Below are 19,759 nucleotides of genomic sequence, written 5' to 3'. Positions count from 1 at the left end.
CGATAATCTCGGATTACCATGGCGAGCGCTTCCGCAGACCTTCCCGATGACGTCGCGACGCTCCAGGCGCTGCTGACCGCGGCACGGGCGCAGAGCGCCGCCCATCTGCTCATGATCGAGAAGCTGAAGGCGCAACTGGCGAAGCTGCGCCGGATGCAGTTCGGGCAGTCGTCGGAGAAGCTCGATGCCGCCATCCACCAGCTGGAGCTGGCGCTCGAGGATGTCGAAGAGGGCACGGCGGCGCGAACGGTCCTGGAGCGCACGGTCATATCGGCAGCTCCGGACGCCCGGCAGCATCCGGTTCGTCGTCCCTTGCCCGATCACCTGCCACGCGAGGACGTCATCCACTGGCCAGCGGGCATCGCCGGTGGCGATCTCGGCTGTGGCTGCCAGGCTTGCGGCGGACAGTTGCGCCGGCTCGGCCAGGACGAGACCGAGGTGCTGGAGCGCGTCACCCTGTTCAAGGTCGTCCGGCATATCCGACCCAAGATCGTCTGCCGGCTGTGCGAGGCGATCGTGCAGGCGCCGATGCCGTCCTTGCCGATCGAGCGCGGGCGACCAGGTCCCGGATTGCTCGCCCATGTGCTGGTAGCCAAGTACGCCGACCACCTGCCGCTTTACCGACAGTCCGAGATCTATGCCCGCGAGGGTGTCGATCTCGACCGTTCCACCCTGGCCGATTGGGTCGGATCGGCGGCGGCGCTGCTGACGCCACTGGCCGAGGCGATCGGCAGGCATGCCCTGGCCGGGGGCGCGCTCCACGCCGACGACACGCCTGTCCCGGTGCTCGCCCCCGGGTTCGGCAAGACCGCGACGGGCCGGCTCTGGGTCTATGTCCGCGACGAGCGCCCCCATGCCGGTGATGCAGCGCCCGCCGTTCTCTATCGCTACACCCCGGATCGGAAGGGCATACGCCCGCAAGGCCATCTTCAGGGCTTTGCGGGATATCTCCACGCCGACGGATATGCGGGCTTCGACAAGCTCTATGCAGACAGCCCCGGCAAGCGCGCGGCGATCACCGAGGTCGCCTGCTGGGCCCATGTCCGGCGCAAGTTCTTCGATATCCACAAGGCCAACGCCTCGCCGCTCGCTGCCGAGGCCCTGCGCCGGATCGGCGAGCTCTACCAGGTCGAGGATGCCGTCCGTGGCCGCCCGCCTGACGAACGGCGACGATCACGTCAGGAGCACGCCCTTCCACGGCTCGCCGATCTGCGAAGCTGGCTCGATCGACGCTATCCAAGCTGTCGGGCAAGAGCGAACTCGCCAAGGCGATCCGCTACGGCCTGTCACGCTGGCCCGCGCTCACCCGCTATGCCGACCATGGCGATCTGGAGATCGACAACAATGCCGCCGAACGCGCGATCCGGCCGCTCGCCATCGGCCGTAAGAACTGGCTCTTCGCCGGCTCCGACACCGGCGGCGAGCGCGCCGCCGTCATCTACACCCTGATCGAGAGCGCCAAGCTCAACGGCCTCGATCCCCAAGCCTATCTCAGGGACGTTCTGACCCGCATCGCCGACCATCCCATCAACCGGATCGGCGACCTCGCGCCCTGGAACTGGCAGACGCCACGAGAGGCCGCTACGCTGGCGGCATGATCTCGGCCGCTTCCTATGTCGATCGCATCGCCTGCATCAAAATCGTGCTCGACCATGTCGAGCCGGCCGTCTGGCGGCGCGTCGAGGTTCCCCTGACGACGAGCCTGAGAGGCCTTCACGAGGTTATCCAGGCCGTCATGCTGTTCGAGAACTATCACCTCTTCGACTTCACGATCGAGATTGACGGCCAAAAAAGGCGCTACGGCATCCCCGACCCGGATGGGTGGATCAAGCTCAGCGACGCCAAGAACACAAAGCTCGGCCCACTGACCGATCGCGGTCTAAAGCGCTTCGCCTACACCTACGACTTCGGCGACAACTGGGAGCACACGCTCACGATCGAGGCTATCGGTGACGCCGATCCCGGCCTCGACTACCCGCGCTTTGTCGACGGCGCCCGCCGCGCTCCGCCGGAAGACGTCGGCGGAATCCCCGGCTTCGAGGAGTTCGTCGAGACCATGGCCAAGCCCAGACATCCCGAACGCAAGCGGCTGATCGAATGGTACGGACGGGTCTTCGACCCAGAGGACATCGACCTTCCCACCATCAAGGCCAACATCGCAAAGCTGGCCCGGCGCCGCGCCATCGGAAAGGCCGCCTTCGCCAAAAGCCGCCAATCAGAACGCTGAAAGGGCTCACACCGGACGGTTACCAGAATGGTGGCGTGCTTAGAAGATCAGGCCTTATTTCCTGGATGCGATTCGGCCTTTGGCGGCGCTCGAAGCGACAATGCCTTCAAGCGTGGTGTCGGCCTAACTTTCCGCGCGCGTTCGATCCGCCCCGCGCGTTCGATCTGCTTCTGTGCTTCGTTGTATTCGCTCCAGAAAAAGTAAGCGGCGCCAGCAAGCGCAATCACGCATACGGCCGCGACTAGTCTCTTCGTCAAATTTACCAAGACGAGCCCCCCATGGCTGTCACCGCCGATCAGGGTAGTAGTCGACGAAACGTTACAATTTACATCTGATTTGAAATTAAAGCGATATGCCAGAGGGCTGAAATATTTGCACTAGTTGAAAAGCAACCATGCATGATGATCGGATCCTAACAATGGGGGGAGTGGGTATGGTGCGCTGACCGTTCAGCGAGGCCGCGAGTTGTGTCAGATTGAGGTGGCGGAATGGAGTATATAGCAGTTTCGGCCTTCTCTTGCCGGGAGCCGACCACGCGCATAGCTTTGGAACGCGACGTGGGATGGTTGAGTATGGGTACGCTTGAGCACAAGCCGGCTGGCGGCGACAATGAAGCCGACATGCGCGGCTGAAAAAGGGAGGCAGGAATGGGCTATTATTCCTACGCTTGCAATGAGTATCCGGGAATGGAGTGTGCCCAGGACGGTTCGAAGCGGAGACGGAAGAAGAGCTATGGAAGCACATTGAGCTCCATGCCTCACTCGCCCACAAAGAGGACTCTGCCTTGTGGTCTTCTGACGATAGAGCACAGGTCGAGGCTCTTATCAGGCGGTCTGCCTAAGGGGGTTCCTCTATGGCGAGGGTTACGCGGCGGCAAGGTTCGGACACTCGTCAGTATCGGCTACCGCTATTTTCTCGCTCGTCGTCGTGGCGTGCGCTTGGCAAAGCGATCCATTCTTCACGAGCCGGTCGTAAGGCAGACGCTTCGCGCTGACCTTCTCCTTACCTGAATGCAAATAACCCGCCGCCAGAGAGGGGCCGCGCAACGGGCTCTTTCGGCGCTCTTGATGGAACAGCGCCTAGGGAAGGACCGAAGCATCCACCGCCCGTTCCGAAGCGGCCCTGGCCCGCAAACCCGTTTTTGCCGAACGTCCCTCGACCACCCTGGGTGGAGCACCGAGAGGTCAGCAGTGGATTTGTCAAGCTTCCCGTTAAAATATGGCTTGCTAAAGCTAAAAAATTAGCTTTGAAATATATATTCGTTGTGTTCGAGCGCAAGCTCACGCACCGTAAACTTAGCATGACAATTGTTTGTAGAAGAAGATGAGTGTTATGGCCTTATGTTGTCGGCCAGCACAACCTGCATGTCATCTTGATCGCTTGATTAACCATCATCGCTGAAAGGAAACAGAACTATGTTACGAAAAACAATCAGCATTTCAACCCTCGCCGGCGCGGTTGCAGTCGCTGCCGCCGCGGTGCGCCCAGCCGGCCGAGACCGATAAGTTCGGAATTGAGACGAGTCAGATGCGACGTAACCGGTCTTCTCGCGGTGAATACCGCCAGTGCCGTTCCGTGCCGTGTGTTCGAGCAGATGATTGAGGAATGACTTCGATGTGGACAAGTTTTCATAATGGCACCATTGGCTACATTCGCGGATGGTTCCGCCTTCGCGCCGAGCGAAAAGCGATGTGGATAATAACGGACGGGCTGAGCCGGTCACCGGATGACATTCTTAGCGACATTGGTATCTCACGCGACGAAATCACGTGCGCTTTGTCAAAGCGTCCCAATCCGAGTTCCGGGTCGGGGCGGAATGCGGCCGACCGATGATTTGTCCAGCCCACAGTATCTGCCATGTTGCATGCCAAGGTCTCACTGTCCCCGCGGCGGCGAGTCGAACTGATCCCGAGTGATCACGGCGCTGGCCGATCGTTACCTGCTCGCAGATCGTGATTCAGCGCGCGAGGACGTATTGGATGATAATTTTGAGCGCGGCCCGCGAACAGCACGGCCTGGAGCGGCTGGATCAGATCAAGTTTGCTGTTCTGGAGATTGGCGGCCACGTCAGCATCATCCCCGCCGAAGAGCGAGACGAGGGCTGCTACTAGCGGTATCCTGCGACGCCGGCTTGGAAATGCTCAGCCTCGCAGCTTGTGACTTGGACTGGCTGGAGTTCCCAACCGCGGCAATAATCTAAACGACCCGCCAACATTGTTATGATGGACTGGAAGATGACGCGGCAGTAGGGCTGCTATGCGGCCCTCTGATCCGTGATGGCCGCCGCTAACAAGCCTGCCTTGTCCTGGATGCCGTCTTCGAAAGCCACCACAAGCGCCTTTGCCAAATGGGCTGCGGCAGGGGAGTCCGGCACCGTCTTGTTACTTGCGCACATTTCGTCGAAAACTTGTTTCAGGAGCGCGATGTCATGGGAGTTTAGGTAGGCACAGCCAGCCATTGCTCAATCTCCGAAGGAGCCCTGCAGTCGAGTGGTCGAGATATTCCCGATTATAAAAGCGGATCGACGGCAATCCGGGCCAGCAGGTTTCTCACGTTCGAGACCTGCCACTGGCCACCGCGCGCGGTTCGGACGCCGCGGTGGTTTAGCGCAATGGCCAGTCCACGGAGGCTGGTAACGCCAGCTTTCTGAATTTCCTGCATGATCGGCAGAACGGTTCCGGCGAACCGGTCAGCTTCCTGGATTGCGACCGCGCGACCCTTGGCCGCCGCCATGGCACTGTTGCTCGGGTTACCCAGCTTCGTGCCGTAGGCTTTCCGCGAGGCGAGGGCGGACCTTGTCCGCTCCGAGATCATGCGCCGCTCCTTTTCGGCGAGTGCCGCATAGAGGTGGAGCATGAAGGGATCGGCGTCAGCACCGAGTTCGGCTACAATAAAGGGCACGCGCTGCACCATCAGTCCGGCGATGAATGCTACATCGCGAGAGAGCCGGTCGAGCTTGGCGACCAGCACCGGGCATTTCGCCTGGCGGGCTGCGGCGAGGGCGGCAGCAAGCTGAGACCGACGGTCAAGCGCATCGGCTCCTTTGCCGGTTTCAACCTCGGTGAACTCCTGAAGAAGGACGATGCCAGCTGCTTCGGCGAAGCGGGTGACTGCCGCTCTCTGGGCCTCGATGCCCAAACCTGAGCGACCCTGTCGTTGGGTCGAAACCCTGAAATAGGCAATCGCGCTGCTCATCTCGCTCATCCTGCGGGGTGTGCAAACTGCAAACCACCGTTTGCAGTTTGCACATAGGTGCCTTAGAAGCACCCTCTAAGTCGTTGATTACGCTTATCTCCAGAGACCGGCGAGCTTCGGATGTTCCTTTGGCACCGGTTGAGGACTCTCAGTCGCACCAGTCTGTGTGGTCGATCAGACGCACTCCGATTAGACGACCGGCATGAGAGCCATCACAAGGGTTCTACGACGCAATTTGACCCGTTAACGACCTTCCTGGCGTAGAGCTATAACGTCTGCACAGGGGCATGTAAGCTGTCATTGTTGCGCAGTCGCGGAACGACGACCCACTGAAACGAATCACAACCGGCGAGTAGGTAAAGATCGGGCAGCGCCGCGATCAACTCGGGATCAGTTCGGATTGTCGCCTCCAGTGAGACTTTGGCATGCACTCGGCAGAAATTGTGGGCCGATCAAAATCAAGGCCGTATCCCATTCCCGACCGCAACTCGGATCTCGGTCGCTGTGAAAGCGCACGTGATTTCGTCGCGTGAGATACGGATGTTGCTTAGAATGTCATCCGGTGACCGGCTCAGCCCGTCCGTTGACATCCACATAGCTTTTCGCTCGGCGCGAAGGCGGAACCATCTGCGAATGGGCCAACGGTGACAAAATGAAAATTCGTCCACATCGAAGTCATCCCTTCATCATTGGTTCGAATTGACGGCACGGGCGGTACTCAGCGCGCGAAGGACTGGTTGTATCACTACTGGCCCATCCCGATGCCGAGCATTTCTCCTCGGGCTGGGCGCTGCGGTGGCAGCAAGCGGTAATCGTTCTCTGGAGGTCGAAATGCCGATTGCTTTTCGTAACATAGCCATCCTTTCATTTAGGTGGCAATGGTCGATCAAATGATCAAAATGGCATGCAACTTATGCGAGCCAACAACGTGAGAGCCCAAACACTCGATTTCTTCTACAAACGTTTTTTCTGTGAAGTATACGGTGTGTGAGCATGCGCTCTAATATCGCTTGCGCATAGGCGGTTGTCTCTACGCCATCAGCCTCCATCGTGCTATACTGCTTTTTGGTATCCTTCGAGGGGAAAGAAGATGTCGGCCCTGTCAACCTTGACGCGGAGAAGTATTGTTGCTGCTCTTGTCGGTTGCGCGTTCCTCGCGCCGGCTGCCATAGGAGCGGGAGTTACTGAAGATGTCGCGATGGGAATCCGCCTTGCTGAATTGCTTCGCGCGGGGCGAAGCGTTGTCTCCAACTATCAGACACTAATCAACGATCCCGCACTTGGCGACAAGCACCTCGATAGCGAGCGGTTTGCGAGCGAGGCCATCGCCGTTTACTCAAAAAACACCGGCCAGGACCCGTTTTCCGGCGAATTGACCAATCGCGACCGGCGTCTGCTTGAGGCCCAGATTGGGGCTATGCGGGAGGTGGTGGACGAGCAGCAAGATGACATCAACCGCGCTGGGATCGGGTTCAAGGGCTTCGTACCGGCCGTTTTCGCGCGTCTGTTGAATGAGAAATTCGCCGCCAAGGTCGGCAACGAAGCTCTGGTGCGGGTGACTGCGCCCGAGCAACTCGTGCGCAACCGTAAATCGCTTCCGGACGCTTGGGAAGCCAACATCATCGTCAGCGTCTTTTCAGACCCGAAGAGAGCAAAGGGAGAGGCCTATACGGAGGTAACCGAGGTGGACGGGCGCCCGGCATTTCGAATGCTGCTGCCCGAATACTATACGGACTCGTGCCTTTCCTGCCACGGCGAGCCGAAGGGCGAGATCGATGTGACCGGATATCCAAAGGAGGGAGGTAAAGCGGGCGATCTGGGGGGTGCAATCAGCATCGTCTTGTTCAAATGAGCGCTCTTGAACACTCACCCCACGAGCTGGAAGCCATACCCGCGCCGGCGAAATCCCTTGGACGTCGCCTTGCCAGTCTGCCGATCGCCGTCCGCGTAGCTGCGCTGACGGCGGCCGGCCTCATCAGCCTCATCGTATCTTCCTTCCTTCTCACGCAGGCGCTTTATCGCAGTGCCGACCGCACAGCAGACACCAAGGCATTGTTCGACCTCGCGGCGACCGCGGCTGCGACGCACGTGACCTTCGGCGAATTGCGATACTGGCTCACCGATTTGTCAGTCAGCTTGCTGATGAACTCCCAGCGCAACGCCGAGCAGGCGCGTGAGCGACTGCTGGACCAACTCGACCGCCTTGCGAAATCATCCCCCGATGCAGTGAGGGAAATCCGCAGTGAGATCCGCGCCTATGTCAAAACGGCGCTGGAGGCGGCGGACAGCTATACTCAGGACAACCGCATCATTGGAAACGCTCTCCTGGCCGAGGCGCGAACTCACAGCACAAATGTCGATGCCGCCCTTAACAAACTTGTCGAGCAAGTGAGCGCCGAGGCAGAAGCTGCTCGCAACGACGCCGTAGTGCAAGCCCAGAAAACGGCGACTGCCGCCGCCATTCTGGTGGCCATCGTGCTGTTGATTGGGTCAGTTCTCACCTTCCTCGTTCTTCGCTCGATCGTTGGCCCGTTGCGACGGCTGAACCGGGCCATCGGCGAACTGACGGAAGGACGCTACGATGTCGAAATACCGATGGAGGGAGGCGACGAACTCGGCGCGATGGCGCGGACGCTTCGGCTTTTTCGGGCGGGCGCGATTGAGAAGAAACAACTGGAAGACGAGGCGGAGCGGCAAAGACGGACGATTGCAGCGGCGCTTGAGGCAATTTCTGACGGATTTGTCCTGTTCGATCCGCAGGACAGGGTCATCCTGGCCAACAGCAAGTTTTGCGAATTTTTCCCCGACCATTCGCGAGCTTCTCTTCCTGGACAAACCTTTCAGGATATCCTGAGGCGACGCCTGGCGAGCGGGCAAGTCGCCCTTGAGGGCGCGTCGCCGGAGAATTGGATTGCCGAGAGGCTGCACATCCACAAAGATCCGGCAGGCTTCGTCGGTGAGGATCGCTTCGGCGACCGATGGGTTCGCGTAAGCAGGCGAAGAACGCCTGACGGCGGCGCCGTTGCCGTTTACACCGACATCACGGAATTGAAGCAGAGACAGGACGAACTCGAGCGGGCCAAGAGCCATGCTGAATCGACAAATGAAGCCAAGAGCCGCTTCGTCGCGTCCGTCAGCCACGAACTGCGCACGCCGCTGAACGCGATTATTGGCTACAGCGAGATGCTGATCGAAGATGCCAGCGACCAGCAAATGGAGGCGTTCGTCCCGGAACTGGAGAAGATCGCCGCAGCCGGTCGCCATCTCCTGGCGCTCATCAACGACATCCTCGACTTGTCGAAGATCGAGGCGAACAAGATGGAAATTTTCCTGGAAACGTCCGATGTCGCCGATTTGATGCGCGATGTCCAGGCCACAGTCGCGCCTCTGATGGCGAAAAACCGAAACAGTTTCGTGCTGGACCTCGAGGGCGACCTCGGGAAAATGCATTCGGACCAGACGAAGCTGCGTCAGAACCTCTTCAACTTGCTCAGCAACGCCGCCAAGTTCACCGAAGAGGGTCGTGTCACACTCACGCTGCGTCGCGACAAACGACCGGACGGCGATTGGCTGATGTTCAAAGTGTCCGACACCGGGATCGGAATGACCCCGGAGCAGCAAGAGCGGCTCTTCGACGCTTTCACTCAGGCGGACGCATCCACGACTCGCAACTATGGCGGAACTGGGTTGGGCCTCAGCATAACCCGGAGCTTCTGCCGAATGATCGGAGGCGTTGTAACGGTCGAGAGTGAACTTGGAAAAGGCTCGACCTTCACAATGGAGATTCCAGCCGAGTTCAAAGAAGAACCTGGCGAGCAAAACCCCGCCGAACCGGTGCCGTCGCTGCCGCCGGGCAAGGCGGTTTTGATCATAGATGACGAACCCGCTGCGCGAACTGTCATTGCTAGGGCCTTGGCGGAGGCGGGACTGGCGTCGTTCCAAGCAGCAAGCGGAGAGGAAGGAATAGCCGCTGCTCGAGCGCATCGTCCCGCGGCAATCATTCTCGACATCATCATGCCTCATCAGGACGGCTGGTCAGTGCTGCGCTCGCTGAAGAGCGATAAGGAGCTCTGCGAGATTCCTGTGATCCTTGCGACGGTACTTGCAGATCGCGAACTCGGCCTCTCCCTCGGGGCGGTGGAATACCTGACGAAGCCGATCGACACCGAGAAGCTGATACAAACGATAGAGGCATGCGGCGGTGGCAACCGCGATGTGCTTGTTATTGATGACGACCAGGCCTCCCGCGATTTCCTTCGGCGTATCCTGATCAAGAAGGATTGGCGGGTTCACGAGGCAAGCGACGGCGTGCGCGGCCTCGGGCTGATGAAACGATTGTTGCCTCGTCTGGTCGTGCTTGATCTGCTGATGCCAGAAATGGATGGGTTCCAGACACTGAACGAGATGCAGCAGACGCCCGAACTGCAGAATATTCCGGTCGTTGTCGTTACCTCGAAGGATTTGTCGACGAACGAGCTCAAATGGCTGCGCGACAGGGCGGTTGCCGTTGTGACCAAGGGCACAAACAGCAGGTCTCAATTGGTCAAGGCCCTCGAACGCCAGATTTCCGCAGCTGATTAGGTTGGCCCGGTATCGCGGATGGTTGAGCTGCCCCACGGTTAGAGGAGGTCGAAGATGACGAGGATCCTTCTGGTGGAAGACAACGAAATGAATCGCGACATGCTCTCGCGGCGGTTGTCGCGGCGTGGGTTCGAAGTGCTTATTGCGGAAAACGGACAATCGGGCGTGGAACTCACCATTTCGGAAAGACCGGATCTGATCCTTATGGATATGAGCCTGCCCGTGATGGACGGATGGGAGGCGACACGGCGGATCAAGGCTGATCCGGCCACCTCCGGAATCCCTATAATTGCGCTTTCTGCGCATGCTATGACCAGCGATCGGGAATTGGCGCTTGAGGCCGGTTGCGATGACTACGACAGCAAGCCGGTTGACCTGCCGAGGCTTGTCCAGAAAATCGAGCAATTGCTTGCCGCAAATCCGTGAACCGCCGAGTCAGCGGATTGGAGACATGACTGCCAAGAACGAGTTCCAACGCCACGCAATAGCCGCCCATCTGGCGCAGCGGCTTGCTGGACCGGCACGGGCAATCTCGGGATTTCAGGAACTGCTGCTAGAACAAGTGCAGAACCACGGTCTGGTGCACATCACACCAGATCTTGAGAGGGTCGGCGCCGCTGCGCGGCAATTGAACAGCCTCATCGACAGCTTGATCCATGGCAAAGCCGACTATCCGGACCATACAGGGCGCGAGATCGAGGCGAAACTGCGCCACGATTTGCGAACACCACTCAACGCGATTATCGGCTACTCCGAAATGATCCTTGAAGAAGCCGAAGAATTGCACGAACACGCATTGGACGAAGATGTCAGGGTGATGCTCGCGGCTGCGGCGGAGCTGTTGGCGCATGTCGATGCAATTGCCGGCCTTTCGCGCGCCAGCGACAACGACGGGCTATGGACGACGGATCTGTCAGAGATCGATGCGGCAGGGCTCGAAATGGCGCTGGGCAAAACGGAGCGCGATCCATTCTCGGGCGGCAACGGCAGGGTACTTGTCGTCGACGACATTAGCAGTAACCGCGATCTCCTCTCGCGCCGCTTGCTGCACGACGGTCATCAGGTAGTCACTGCCGAATCAGGCTTGTCCGCGCTGACCCGCCTTGCGGAACACGAATTCGACCTTGTGCTGCTGGACATATTGATGCCGGACATGAACGGCATCGAGGTGCTCTCACGATTGAAAGCCGAGCGCCGGTGGCGACACATCCCGGTCATCATGATATCGGGGCTGAATGAAGTGGACGCCGTAGTCCGCTGCATCGAGGCGGGAGCCGACGACTATTTGCTTAAGCCTTTCAATCCAGTCCTGCTGCGCGCCCGGATCAAATCCAGTCTGGAGAGGAAGCGTTGGCGCGACCGCGAGCACCAGTATCTTCAGCGGATCGAGGCGGAAAAGCGGCGGGCCGACTCGCTTCTTCATGCTGTCCTGCCCGATCAGATCGTTGCGCGGTTGCAAGGGGGCGAGGAGATCATTGCGGACCGGTTCGAGGAGGTGACCATCCTTTTTGCCGATATTGTCGGTTTCTCGCCTATCGCGGCAAGATTGCCGGCACCGGACCTTATCGAGCGCCTCGACCAGATGTTCGGCATGTTCGACGCCCTCGCGGAAAAGCATTCCGTGGAGAAGATCAAGACCATCGGAGACGCGTATATGGCCGCTTGTGGTCTTCCGGAGCCAGCAGTCGACCACGCAGATCGGATCGTGGCGCTGGGAAAATCCATGCTGGACTCGTTGAGGATCTTAGCATCAGGCAGCGATAGTTTTCGTGTCCGCATCGGCGTGCACACCGGACCAGTGATCGCCGGTCTAATCGGCCGACATCGGTTCGTCTACGATGTCTGGGGAGAGACGGTGAACATCGCAAGCCGGCTCGAGTCCCAGGGCGTGGCGGACCGCATGCAAATCTCAGAGGCAACCAGACGCGCGTTACACACCCATTGGGAGCTCGAACCGCGCTGCATTGTGGAACTGAGAGGCGTCGGGAAGATGGAAACCTATCTCGTTCGACCCTGATGTCTGATTGCCTCAGGGAACCCCACAAAGCGACACTGTGCTTACGGCGCCGCGTAAACGAGTATCCGCTGCGTACTACCTGGCAGCAAGCGTCCGCAGTGAAAAGATTTTGACAGCCACGCCTGGAGAAGTTGACCTGATCGGTCAAATCAACAGAATATCGATCATGATCATCGTTCAGCTGCCTTTGAGCTTTTTGGCTTCTTGCTCCAGCGTTTCGCGATCGTTGCCGAAGCGCTCGATCAGATCGCGCGCCTCGCCCGGCGAGATGCCGGAGTTCGCTCCTTGGACGGCTGGAAGGAGCGACAGTTTTGAGGCAGCCAACCGCGGCGCGGGAAGCGCGCGTTTTGGTCCACTAGAAATGTAAGTTGCTCTCTGGACACAACGGAAGAATTTCTGGGAGAGCCGCTTGATTTTACCATTTGGTCAATGATTAATTGTAGCGCTGATCACTTTAGGGCGGGAGAAACCCAAAAGCGTTTAGCCATGCGCCGGGGGGCGCATTGTATGAAGACTGGCGCTGCCTCGGGCTTACGGGGTGGGTAGCGCCAGTTCCTCCGAACTCGTCAGTGCCCGTCAAGCGTTCCGCGAGGTTCCCGCAGCCACACTTCCGCCGCGGCCTTGCCGGCAAGGTGTGATGGGCGCGGCGGCTAACCGTTTCGGTAACGATGCGGGGGTTCTCGGCAACATTGCCGCTGCGTCCACCAGCCCGCTTCGCGCGGCCCTTCGTGTTATTTATTCTTCTCCACGAAGGCCCTGCAGGCTGGCGAAAGTTCGCTCAGCATCGTGGCAAGGTCACAACGAGATATTGGGGTATTCGGGCACAAACGCTTGTAGTCTTTTCTGCAGGATCTGTCACTGTACGTCTTGGCCTCTGCGGCCTGCGCCAAGAGCATCGTCACTGAAGCTAGCGCAATATATATTGATATCCCTCTAGGCATGGCTTGTTCTCTCCTGTCCTAACTAGCAGCCTAGTAGTTCTTTCCCCTACGTCAACTCGGTTTATGGGGGGCGACCGGCAGTCAAATGGCCATGGCTACCGGAAAGGCCATTGCCGGCGGCGCTCTCCCGGCCGGCGGAGCGCTTCCCGAACCTTCGCGTTCGGGTCCTCGGCATGGACATAGGTGCGCAGCATCAGCGCCAGGTCTGCCCAGCGGCCGGCCTTGGCGACCGTCGCCGGGTCGAGCTTCTGACACCAGCATCTCGTCGAGAAAGCTGCAGGCCGGGAAGATGCCGCAGGCGCGATGGTAAACCTGCTCAGCAACCAGCTTGCCGATCACAAGCTGCACGTCGCTGAAACCTACATCACAAAGGCCGGCCTTCGCGAGTTCCGCGACGAGGTGATGATCGGCGTCAGGGACATTAAGGGCAGCGTGTCGACGCTGCATGAACGGATGGATCGCTTTATCAACCCAAGGCCGGGCGGATGAAGCCAGCCCTGAGGGAGTGATCCGAGTCTGGGCGGTTTCCCCAGTACTCTCCGAAAGGAGTAGATTTAAGGCCGGCCTACGCACCATTATTCGGTCGCAGGTTCGGCCAAGTATGTGTACCTTGCTAACTAGGGAGATGGTAATATTCCTGTAGTTTTTACGGTCTACGAAATTGTCCAGCTATGGCCAATCTTGCGCCGTATGACGTTACAAATCTGTCCATCTTTTTAGCAAAGGGGAAATTGCAATGGCAACGTCTACGATGTTTTTTCCGGGCGGTGTGTATCCGCAAGGATACAACCCACCCTTGCCAGGATTTGACTACAACCCGAGTCTTGGCGAACTACTCGACCTGACCGGTTACTCGGTTATTTCTTCCACGGCCACCCAGCAGTTCCTGCAACTGTCTAATGGCCTGAAAGTAAAGTTGATCGGCACCGGCTTCAGCTACGATGCGCAAGGCCATGGAATCGCCGGAACTCTCACTTCGATTCAAGTCCTGCAGAACAACGGCACGACTGTTGTTCAGACGCTGACGGGGATCAATCGGTCGTTCCAAGATTTCAACGATGCCGCCGGTTCGTTCGATGCTTGGGGCCTCAACCGATGGCTGATGTCCGGGAACGACACAGTCAACGGATCGTCGGGAAACGACGACCTGCAGGGCCACACCGGCAACGACTTCCTGAACGGTTTCGCTGGCGACGATCATCTGGTCGGCGGCCCTGGCGACGACACTTACAGCGGAGGCGTCGGCTTCGATCACCTTAGCTTCGAGGATGCCTACCACGACCCTACGGCCCTTCGAGGAATTAATCTTAACGTCCAGGCCGGAACCGTCACCGATCCTTGGGGCAACAGCGAGACGTTTACAGGGATAGAGGGTTTTCGCGGCACGCAGTTCGCAGATATCATGGTCGGTTCGGCCGCCGATGAACAGTTTGCAGGCTTGGGCGGCCGGGACAGCTTCAATGGCGCCGGCGGAATTGACGAAATTCGCTATGATCGCGATTCGAACCGCGGCGGCAATCTTGGCGTCAATGTCAACTTGACAACCGGCGTCGCCATTGACGGATTTGGGCGACAAGACACGCTCTTCAATTTCGAAAACATCCGAGGCACAAATTTCAATGACGTGTTCACAGGAAACGGCTTCAGCAACCGCATACGCGCGCTGGGGGGCAATGATTCCTTGAATGGTGCGGGTGGCGCCGACGATATGCGCGGCGGCGCAGGCAACGACTTCTACTATGTCGACAATATCGGTGACAGGGTCGACGAACTCGCCGACGGCGGCAATGGGATCGACACCGTCGTATCGTCGATAAGCTTCAATCTGGCCAGCGCCACTCAAATATTCAGCGCGGTCGAACGGCTGACATTGTCCGGAGTCGGCAACACATCAGGCACCGGCAATGCGCTCGCTAATCTGATCACCGGCAACGCCGCGAGCAATATCTTGAACGGCGCGGCCGGCAACGACACCCTCAACGGTGCCACCGGCAATGATACGCTCAATGGCAGCATCGGTCTCGACACGCTGATAGGCGGCCTCGGCAACGACATCTTCCAGTTCACCACTGCGCCCAACGCTGTGACCAACAGGGACACGATCACGGACTACAATGTAGTCGCCGACACCTTCCACCTGGACAACGCCGTCTATGGTGGCCTCGCGGCGGGCGCATTGGCCGTCGGCGCCTTCCACATCGGTGCCGGGGCAGCGGCTGCCGACGACCGCATCATCTATAACAGCGCGACCGGCGCACTGACCTTCGACAGCAATGGCAACGCTGCAGGCGGCTCGGTCCACTTTGCCACCGTGGGTGTAGGACTGGGTCTGACGAACGCCGATTTCTTCATCATCTGATGGGGGTGGCGCCGGAGCTATGTTGCCGGCGCGACCCTTCTATAGAAACGCTGCGGCCAACGCGAAACCGAGGAACTGACTTTGCGGTGCTTAAAGGGGATGGTGGGCGATGCAGGGATTGAATCTGCGACCCCACCCGTCATGAATGCCTCGCGCGCAAAGTCGGGTGACTGCTCTCCCTTCAGCACGGCAACACAGACTATCCGTGCATTCCTATGTTGCGGACCCCAGTCGGTTGGCCAGTTCCGAAGAAGGCATTTCGCGGCTGCCCGGGTAGAGGACATTCTCTCGCTTCTCCGGTCCCAGTTGGACTCGGACGAATTTGCTCCATCGCTTGTCCTCGGAAGCAGGAGCCGCCGCCGGTCGTCTAATCCTCTAGCGGCGGGTTTCTTGCTGATGCCGTAGCAGGCAAACGGTTTCAGACAAGCGGGTTCTTCAACGATATACTCACCTCGTCTGCATGCCTGCGCTGCGGGCTCATGCGGGCTCATGCGGCCTCGGGTCCTCGTGTCGCCGACCGGCAACCCGCTCGAGCCGCTGCTCACGGCGCCCCCGGGGGTTCCTGCCTTCGCGGACGCCGCGATCGCGCTCCGCGTCCTCGTCTCGGATGCCGCCGGGATGCCGGGCAGGACGGCCATTGACCAGACCGTGGACACAGCCCCCCGCGGCGCTCCCGATGCCCGGGCGATCTTCGAGGCGACCAAGGCGGCGCTCGAGATCCCGGATGGCCCGACGGGCAACACCTTCGCGCCGCAGGCGCCCGACCTCACCCGCCAGCTTCACAAGTACCTGCCCAAGAGCTACCGGCAGTCCTTCGAGTTCGTCCAGCCGCGCACCTCGCTCGGCGTGATCGACGGACGCTACCAGTGCCTCGTGCAGTGCCCGCCCGACGCGGTGCCGCCCGAGCCGCCGACCGAGATCGGCTGGGGCGAGGCCATCGCCTTCAGCCTGCGCCGCCCACGGCTCGCCGAGGCGCTCGGCCTGATCGTACCCGTCGAGATCGTCGTCGCCCCTGCGCCGCGGCTCGAGAACGGCGGCTGGCTCTGGGTCGAGCTCGCGCCCGGGGGCGATTATGCCGGACAGGCCATGCTCCCGGATTTCAGCGCTCGTTCGCTACCCGCGTCCCGGCGCTCGCCGCGGCCGAGACCCGGCCGATCTTCACGCCCGTCGTCTTCCCGGTCTCCGACGACGCGGTTGCCGCGGCGGCGCTCGGCGAGGTGGACCGGGTCTTCTCCGAAGCCGTCCGCTTCGACGACGGCTTCTCGAAGATCGTCCATGCCCGCCAGCCGCTGGGCGTCGACATGCTCGACGAGTATGGCACCAGCGCTTCCGCTCCACGCGACGAGGGCGTGCAGCTCGGCTGGGACGATGAGGATATCCTCGAAGGCCAGAACCGCGCGCTCGGCGCTTCGCCCGACGGCCAGAACAACGTGGTCGCCCCGCGCGGCATCCTCGGCTACCGCGTCGACATTCGCCCGGCGGTCCCCGAGGGTGCGCCGCCGGAGAGCTGGACCTCGCTCTCCCGGGTCCTCTCGCCACTCGATCTCGATGTCGACCTCGGCACCGAGGAGGAGGAACGCTGGGTCGAGGTGCATCCGGGCGACATCGAGGGCCAGCTCTGGCTCGCGCCCTGGTTCGCGATCTGGCGCGGCGGCTCGATCGTCATGGAGACGACCGACGAGCAGCGCCTCATGAACGCCGCCCCCGCTCGGCGCGCCGCCCGAAATCGACGTGCCAGTGGGGCTCGCTGCCGCCGACCTGCGCTACGGCCGGCGCTACGAATTTCGCGTCCGCCTCGCCGATGCGACCGGCGGCGGGCCGACGCTCGTCGACGATCCCGTCCGCGAAGGCGAGGCACCGGTCGCTCTCCTCCACATGAAGCGGCACGTGCCGCCACGCCGTCCGCTCGTCGATCTCGCGGCGATCCCCGCCGACGGGGCGGCCGCCTCCGTCGAGATCACCCGGCCACCGCTCGGCTATCCGGCCGCGGTCTTCGCCGCCGGCGCGCCGGCCCGGGCCGAGCTCCTCGCGCAGATCGCCGCGAACGATGCCGACCCGGCCAATGCGACCCCGCCGGCGATACCCGACCCGGACACGCCCTGGCTCCGCACCCGCGTGCTACTCCGGGCGCCAACCTATGACCCCGCGGCCGATGACCACGGCTGGATCGAGTGGTACACGACGAGCCGGCCCTTCCCGGCCGACCCGGCCCAGCCCCTCGCGCTCGCCTTCGACTGGCGCTCGGCGGCCGACTACCGCGAGATCGACGTCTCCGCCCAACTCGGCGCCGAGGGCTTGGTCACTGGCGCGCTCCCCCTCGTCCGCTCGCGTGACATCCGTGTCGAGGTGGCCGCACTCGGCCGGAACGATCTCGCCTACTTTGCCTCACAGTCAGCCCGTCTCGGCGACGTCGACGCGATCGAGCTTCACGCCGTCGCAGCCGCCGAGACCGATCCGATCGTCACGCTCCCAGACTCCGACCGCCTGCGCTCGGTCTTTCTCCGCCCCGACCCGGCCGGCGCGCGTGCCGCCGTCTCGGCGACCGTCGCGCAGAACGATCCCGGCAGTGCGCTCGTCGGCCGCCTCGCCATTGCGGCAGACCTCGTTGCCGATGAGGCGATGCTGATGGGCCGACAGGGCGAGCGCATTGCCTTCGGCTGCGCCAGGCTAACCCACCACGCGGCACCCGATGCGAGCAGCCTCGAGTTCGCCGACCCGAGCGAGCTCGCCGGCCAATGGGTGAACGTCGCCCAGATGGTGCTCGACCGCGACTGGACCTGGCGCGGCCAGGGCGCGCCGACCGTGCGGATCCGCCGCCGCGTCTCGCTCCCGGGCGCGCCTGGCGACGCGCCGGCATGGCGCGATGTGGGCGAGATTCAGCTCATGAACACGATCAACGTCCAGGCCCGCACCAGGTCGGAGCGCGGATACATCCGACTCGTCTTCCTCGACGCCTTCACCCCGCCGGTCGGCCAGGACGGCCTGCCCTAGAGGGCGGGGTCGAGTACCGAACGCAGCTCTTCTTCGAAGGCGGCACCAGCACGCTCCAGACCGTCGCCTCCCGCCTGCCGGTGGCAATCCGGCCACGTCAGGTTCCGAAGGTCGTCGCCGCGGGGCTGGCGCTCACCGAGTACCGCCCGAATGAGGAATATTCCGCCACCGGCTCGCGGGTGAAACGGCTCTGGCTCGAGTTCGACGCGCCGCTCGCCGACCCGCGCGACGCCTACTTCGTCCGCGGTCTATCAGACGCCCGATCCCATGCTGCTGCCCGACTGGGAACCGGTGCGCGACCCGGACGTGCTCGAGAGCGTGCCGCTCGACCCCGAGCCCGCCCGCGTGATCACGCCGGGCCAGCCGCAGGATCTCTCCGGCCTGAACGCGATGCAGCGGCTCGATCCCGCGGGCAACTCCGACCGCCACTTCCTCGTGCCGCTGCCGCCCAACACCGACCCAGCCTCGCCCGAGCTCTTTTCGTTCTTCACCTACGAGATCCGCGTCGGCCACGGCCCGGGCGCCCCGGCCGACCCGTTCTGGTCGACCGCCCAAGCCCGCTTCGGTGAGGCAATGACCCTCGAAGGCGTGCAGCACCCGCCGCCCGAGCTCGTCTGCTCGGTGACGGTCGGCCCCGGCCGAGCGATCACCGCCCGCGCACCCTTCGCGACTCCCTACCTTGGGCTGCAGCAGGTGACGCCGTGGCAGCCGAACACCGAGATCTGGTTCGTCTCTACGCGCGGCTCCTGCAGGCCGACGGCGCGAGCTGGCGCAACGTCCAGCTCGACATCCGGCCCGGCCGAAAGGCCCGCAAGCGCCAGTCGGTGCCGATGGCGCCACAGGCCGAAGGCCGGTGGACCGACCAGGAGGTGCGCGACGCGCTCGCCCGCGCCGGCTTCGACCCCGAGACCCCGCTCACCGTCCTCGCCGTCGAGAGTTTGCCCGAGCCGAATGGCAGCTTCACCGACCCACTTCGCGGCGACCTCGGCCAGGTCCGCGTCCTGCGCACCTCGCCGCTCGCGAGCGTCGAGGAGGACTGCTGCCTCCAAGCCTGAAGCGTACCTCCGAACCGGCCTCGTGCGGGCCGTTCAGAGAGACTCCCCGTGCCTGCATGCACATCGTCAACCATCATTGCCGCCACGGCCGGTGCGTTAACGCGGTCTAGAAAAGCTCGCTATTACATGCATTGTCCTTCTGCGTAACTCTCGCACCTTGCGGACACAGCGGTGGTAGCGAAGGCCTTGATCGCGACCGGCCGCGTCACGCCCTGCCGCCCTCTACGGGAGGAGCGCCCCGGCGGTGCGGGCGACCGCCACGGGTGGCACCTTCAGCACCTACCTCTCGCGGCGTGTCGAACAGCTTGGCGACGCGCTTCCCGGACGGCAGCGAGGCCGAGCTCGTCGGCAATGGTCTCCCGATCCAGTGTAGCTTGGGTATCGCTCTGCCAA

16 protein-coding genes and 1 pseudogene are annotated in these 19,759 nt (G+C 61.6%); 12 read left to right on the top strand and 5 right to left on the bottom strand.

From position 1 onward, the window contains the following. Positions 1–18 precede the first annotated feature (18 nt). The 4 genes and pseudogenes from tnpC to ACG873_RS01535 all read left to right on the top strand — a co-directional run bounded on the left by tnpC (position 19) and on the right by ACG873_RS01535 (position 4,338). Positions 19–1,598 (top strand): annotated as a pseudogene (tnpC, locus tag ACG873_RS01550) (IS66 family transposase). Continuing rightward, positions 1,595–2,227, top strand: coding sequence for a plasmid pRiA4b ORF-3 family protein (locus ACG873_RS01545; protein WP_394885775.1), 633 nt, complete (start codon positions 1,595–1,597; stop codon positions 2,225–2,227). The pseudogene tnpC and the gene ACG873_RS01545 overlap by 4 nt, the downstream one beginning before the upstream one ends. A gap of 691 nt (positions 2,228–2,918) precedes the next feature. Next, complete coding sequence (locus ACG873_RS01540) at positions 2,919–3,068, top strand: DUF1059 domain-containing protein (protein ID WP_394885774.1); 150 nt, start codon at positions 2,919–2,921, stop codon at positions 3,066–3,068. Between the two features lie 1,138 nt (positions 3,069–4,206). Further along, complete coding sequence (locus ACG873_RS01535; protein ID WP_394886158.1) at positions 4,207–4,338, top strand: hypothetical protein; 132 nt, start codon at positions 4,207–4,209, stop codon at positions 4,336–4,338. 143 nt (positions 4,339–4,481) lie between these two features. On the opposite strand, the gene ACG873_RS01530 is transcribed toward ACG873_RS01535, so the two are convergent. Together ACG873_RS01530 and ACG873_RS01525 are read right to left on the bottom strand one after the other, a co-directional pair. Further along, complete coding sequence (locus ACG873_RS01530) at positions 4,482–4,685, bottom strand: hypothetical protein (RefSeq protein ID WP_394885772.1); 204 nt, start codon at positions 4,683–4,685, stop codon at positions 4,482–4,484. A 50-nt stretch (positions 4,686–4,735) separates the two neighbouring features. Continuing rightward, a complete protein-coding gene (locus tag ACG873_RS01525; RefSeq protein ID WP_394885771.1) occupies positions 4,736–5,422 on the bottom strand; it encodes a recombinase family protein in 687 nt (228 codons plus the stop codon). A gap of 1,090 nt (positions 5,423–6,512) precedes the next feature. Between ACG873_RS01525 and ACG873_RS01520 the strand changes: the two genes are divergently transcribed. Genes ACG873_RS01520 through ACG873_RS01505 form a run of 4 tightly spaced genes read left to right on the top strand, consistent with a single transcriptional unit; the run spans position 6,513 to position 12,020 of the window. Continuing rightward, a complete protein-coding gene (locus tag ACG873_RS01520; protein WP_394885769.1) occupies positions 6,513–7,274 on the top strand; it encodes a Tll0287-like domain-containing protein in 762 nt (253 codons plus the stop codon). Then, on the top strand, positions 7,271–10,003 hold the full coding sequence (locus ACG873_RS01515) for a response regulator (RefSeq protein ID WP_394885768.1): 2,733 nt from the start codon (positions 7,271–7,273) through the stop codon (positions 10,001–10,003). The genes ACG873_RS01520 and ACG873_RS01515 overlap by 4 nt, the downstream gene beginning before the upstream one ends. Before the next feature lie 54 nt (positions 10,004–10,057). Then, the gene (locus tag ACG873_RS01510; RefSeq protein ID WP_031255744.1) at positions 10,058–10,429 is read left to right on the top strand and encodes a response regulator; all 372 of its coding nucleotides are present in this window, start codon (positions 10,058–10,060) and stop codon (positions 10,427–10,429) included. 25 nt (positions 10,430–10,454) lie between these two features. Then, entirely contained in the window at positions 10,455–12,020 is a 1,566-nt protein-coding gene (locus tag ACG873_RS01505; RefSeq protein WP_394885764.1) for an adenylate/guanylate cyclase domain-containing protein, read from the top strand. Positions 12,021–12,197: 177 nt separating this feature from the next. On the opposite strand, the gene ACG873_RS01500 is transcribed toward ACG873_RS01505, so the two are convergent. After that, entirely contained in the window at positions 12,198–12,344 is a 147-nt protein-coding gene (locus tag ACG873_RS01500) for a hypothetical protein (RefSeq protein WP_394885762.1), read from the bottom strand. A 920-nt stretch (positions 12,345–13,264) separates the two neighbouring features. On the opposite strand from ACG873_RS01500, the gene ACG873_RS01495 reads away from it, so the two are divergent. After that, positions 13,265–13,450: a hypothetical protein gene (locus ACG873_RS01495; RefSeq protein ID WP_394885761.1), complete on the top strand. Its 186-nt coding sequence runs from the start codon at positions 13,265–13,267 to the stop codon at positions 13,448–13,450. 247 nt (positions 13,451–13,697) lie between these two features. Further along, positions 13,698–15,320: a calcium-binding protein gene (locus tag ACG873_RS01490; protein WP_394885760.1), complete on the top strand. Its 1,623-nt coding sequence runs from the start codon at positions 13,698–13,700 to the stop codon at positions 15,318–15,320. Positions 15,321–15,337: 17 nt separating this feature from the next. Here the strand turns inward: ACG873_RS01490 and ACG873_RS01485 are convergent, their stop codons facing one another. Both ACG873_RS01485 and ACG873_RS01480 read right to left on the bottom strand, forming a co-directional pair. After that, the gene (locus ACG873_RS01485; protein ID WP_394885758.1) at positions 15,338–15,604 is read right to left on the bottom strand and encodes a DUF982 domain-containing protein; all 267 of its coding nucleotides are present in this window, start codon (positions 15,602–15,604) and stop codon (positions 15,338–15,340) included. A 786-nt stretch (positions 15,605–16,390) separates the two neighbouring features. Further along, the gene (locus ACG873_RS01480) at positions 16,391–16,915 is read right to left on the bottom strand and encodes a hypothetical protein (protein ID WP_394885756.1); all 525 of its coding nucleotides are present in this window, start codon (positions 16,913–16,915) and stop codon (positions 16,391–16,393) included. Between the two features lie 142 nt (positions 16,916–17,057). Here ACG873_RS01480 and ACG873_RS01475 point away from each other — a divergent pair, with 142 nt between their 5' ends. Then, entirely contained in the window at positions 17,058–18,311 is a 1,254-nt protein-coding gene (locus ACG873_RS01475; protein WP_394885755.1) for a hypothetical protein, read from the top strand. Between the two features lie 701 nt (positions 18,312–19,012). Continuing rightward, positions 19,013–19,366, top strand: a complete 354-nt coding sequence (locus ACG873_RS01470; RefSeq protein ID WP_394885753.1) for a hypothetical protein — start codon at positions 19,013–19,015, stop codon at positions 19,364–19,366. Positions 19,367–19,759: the final 393 nt, after the last annotated feature.

The sequence above is a fragment of the Allomesorhizobium aridi genome (assembly GCF_043769475.1).
Classification (GTDB): Bacteria; Pseudomonadota; Alphaproteobacteria; order Rhizobiales; family Rhizobiaceae; genus Allomesorhizobium.
This window is presented reverse-complemented; position numbering and strand designations above follow the sequence as displayed.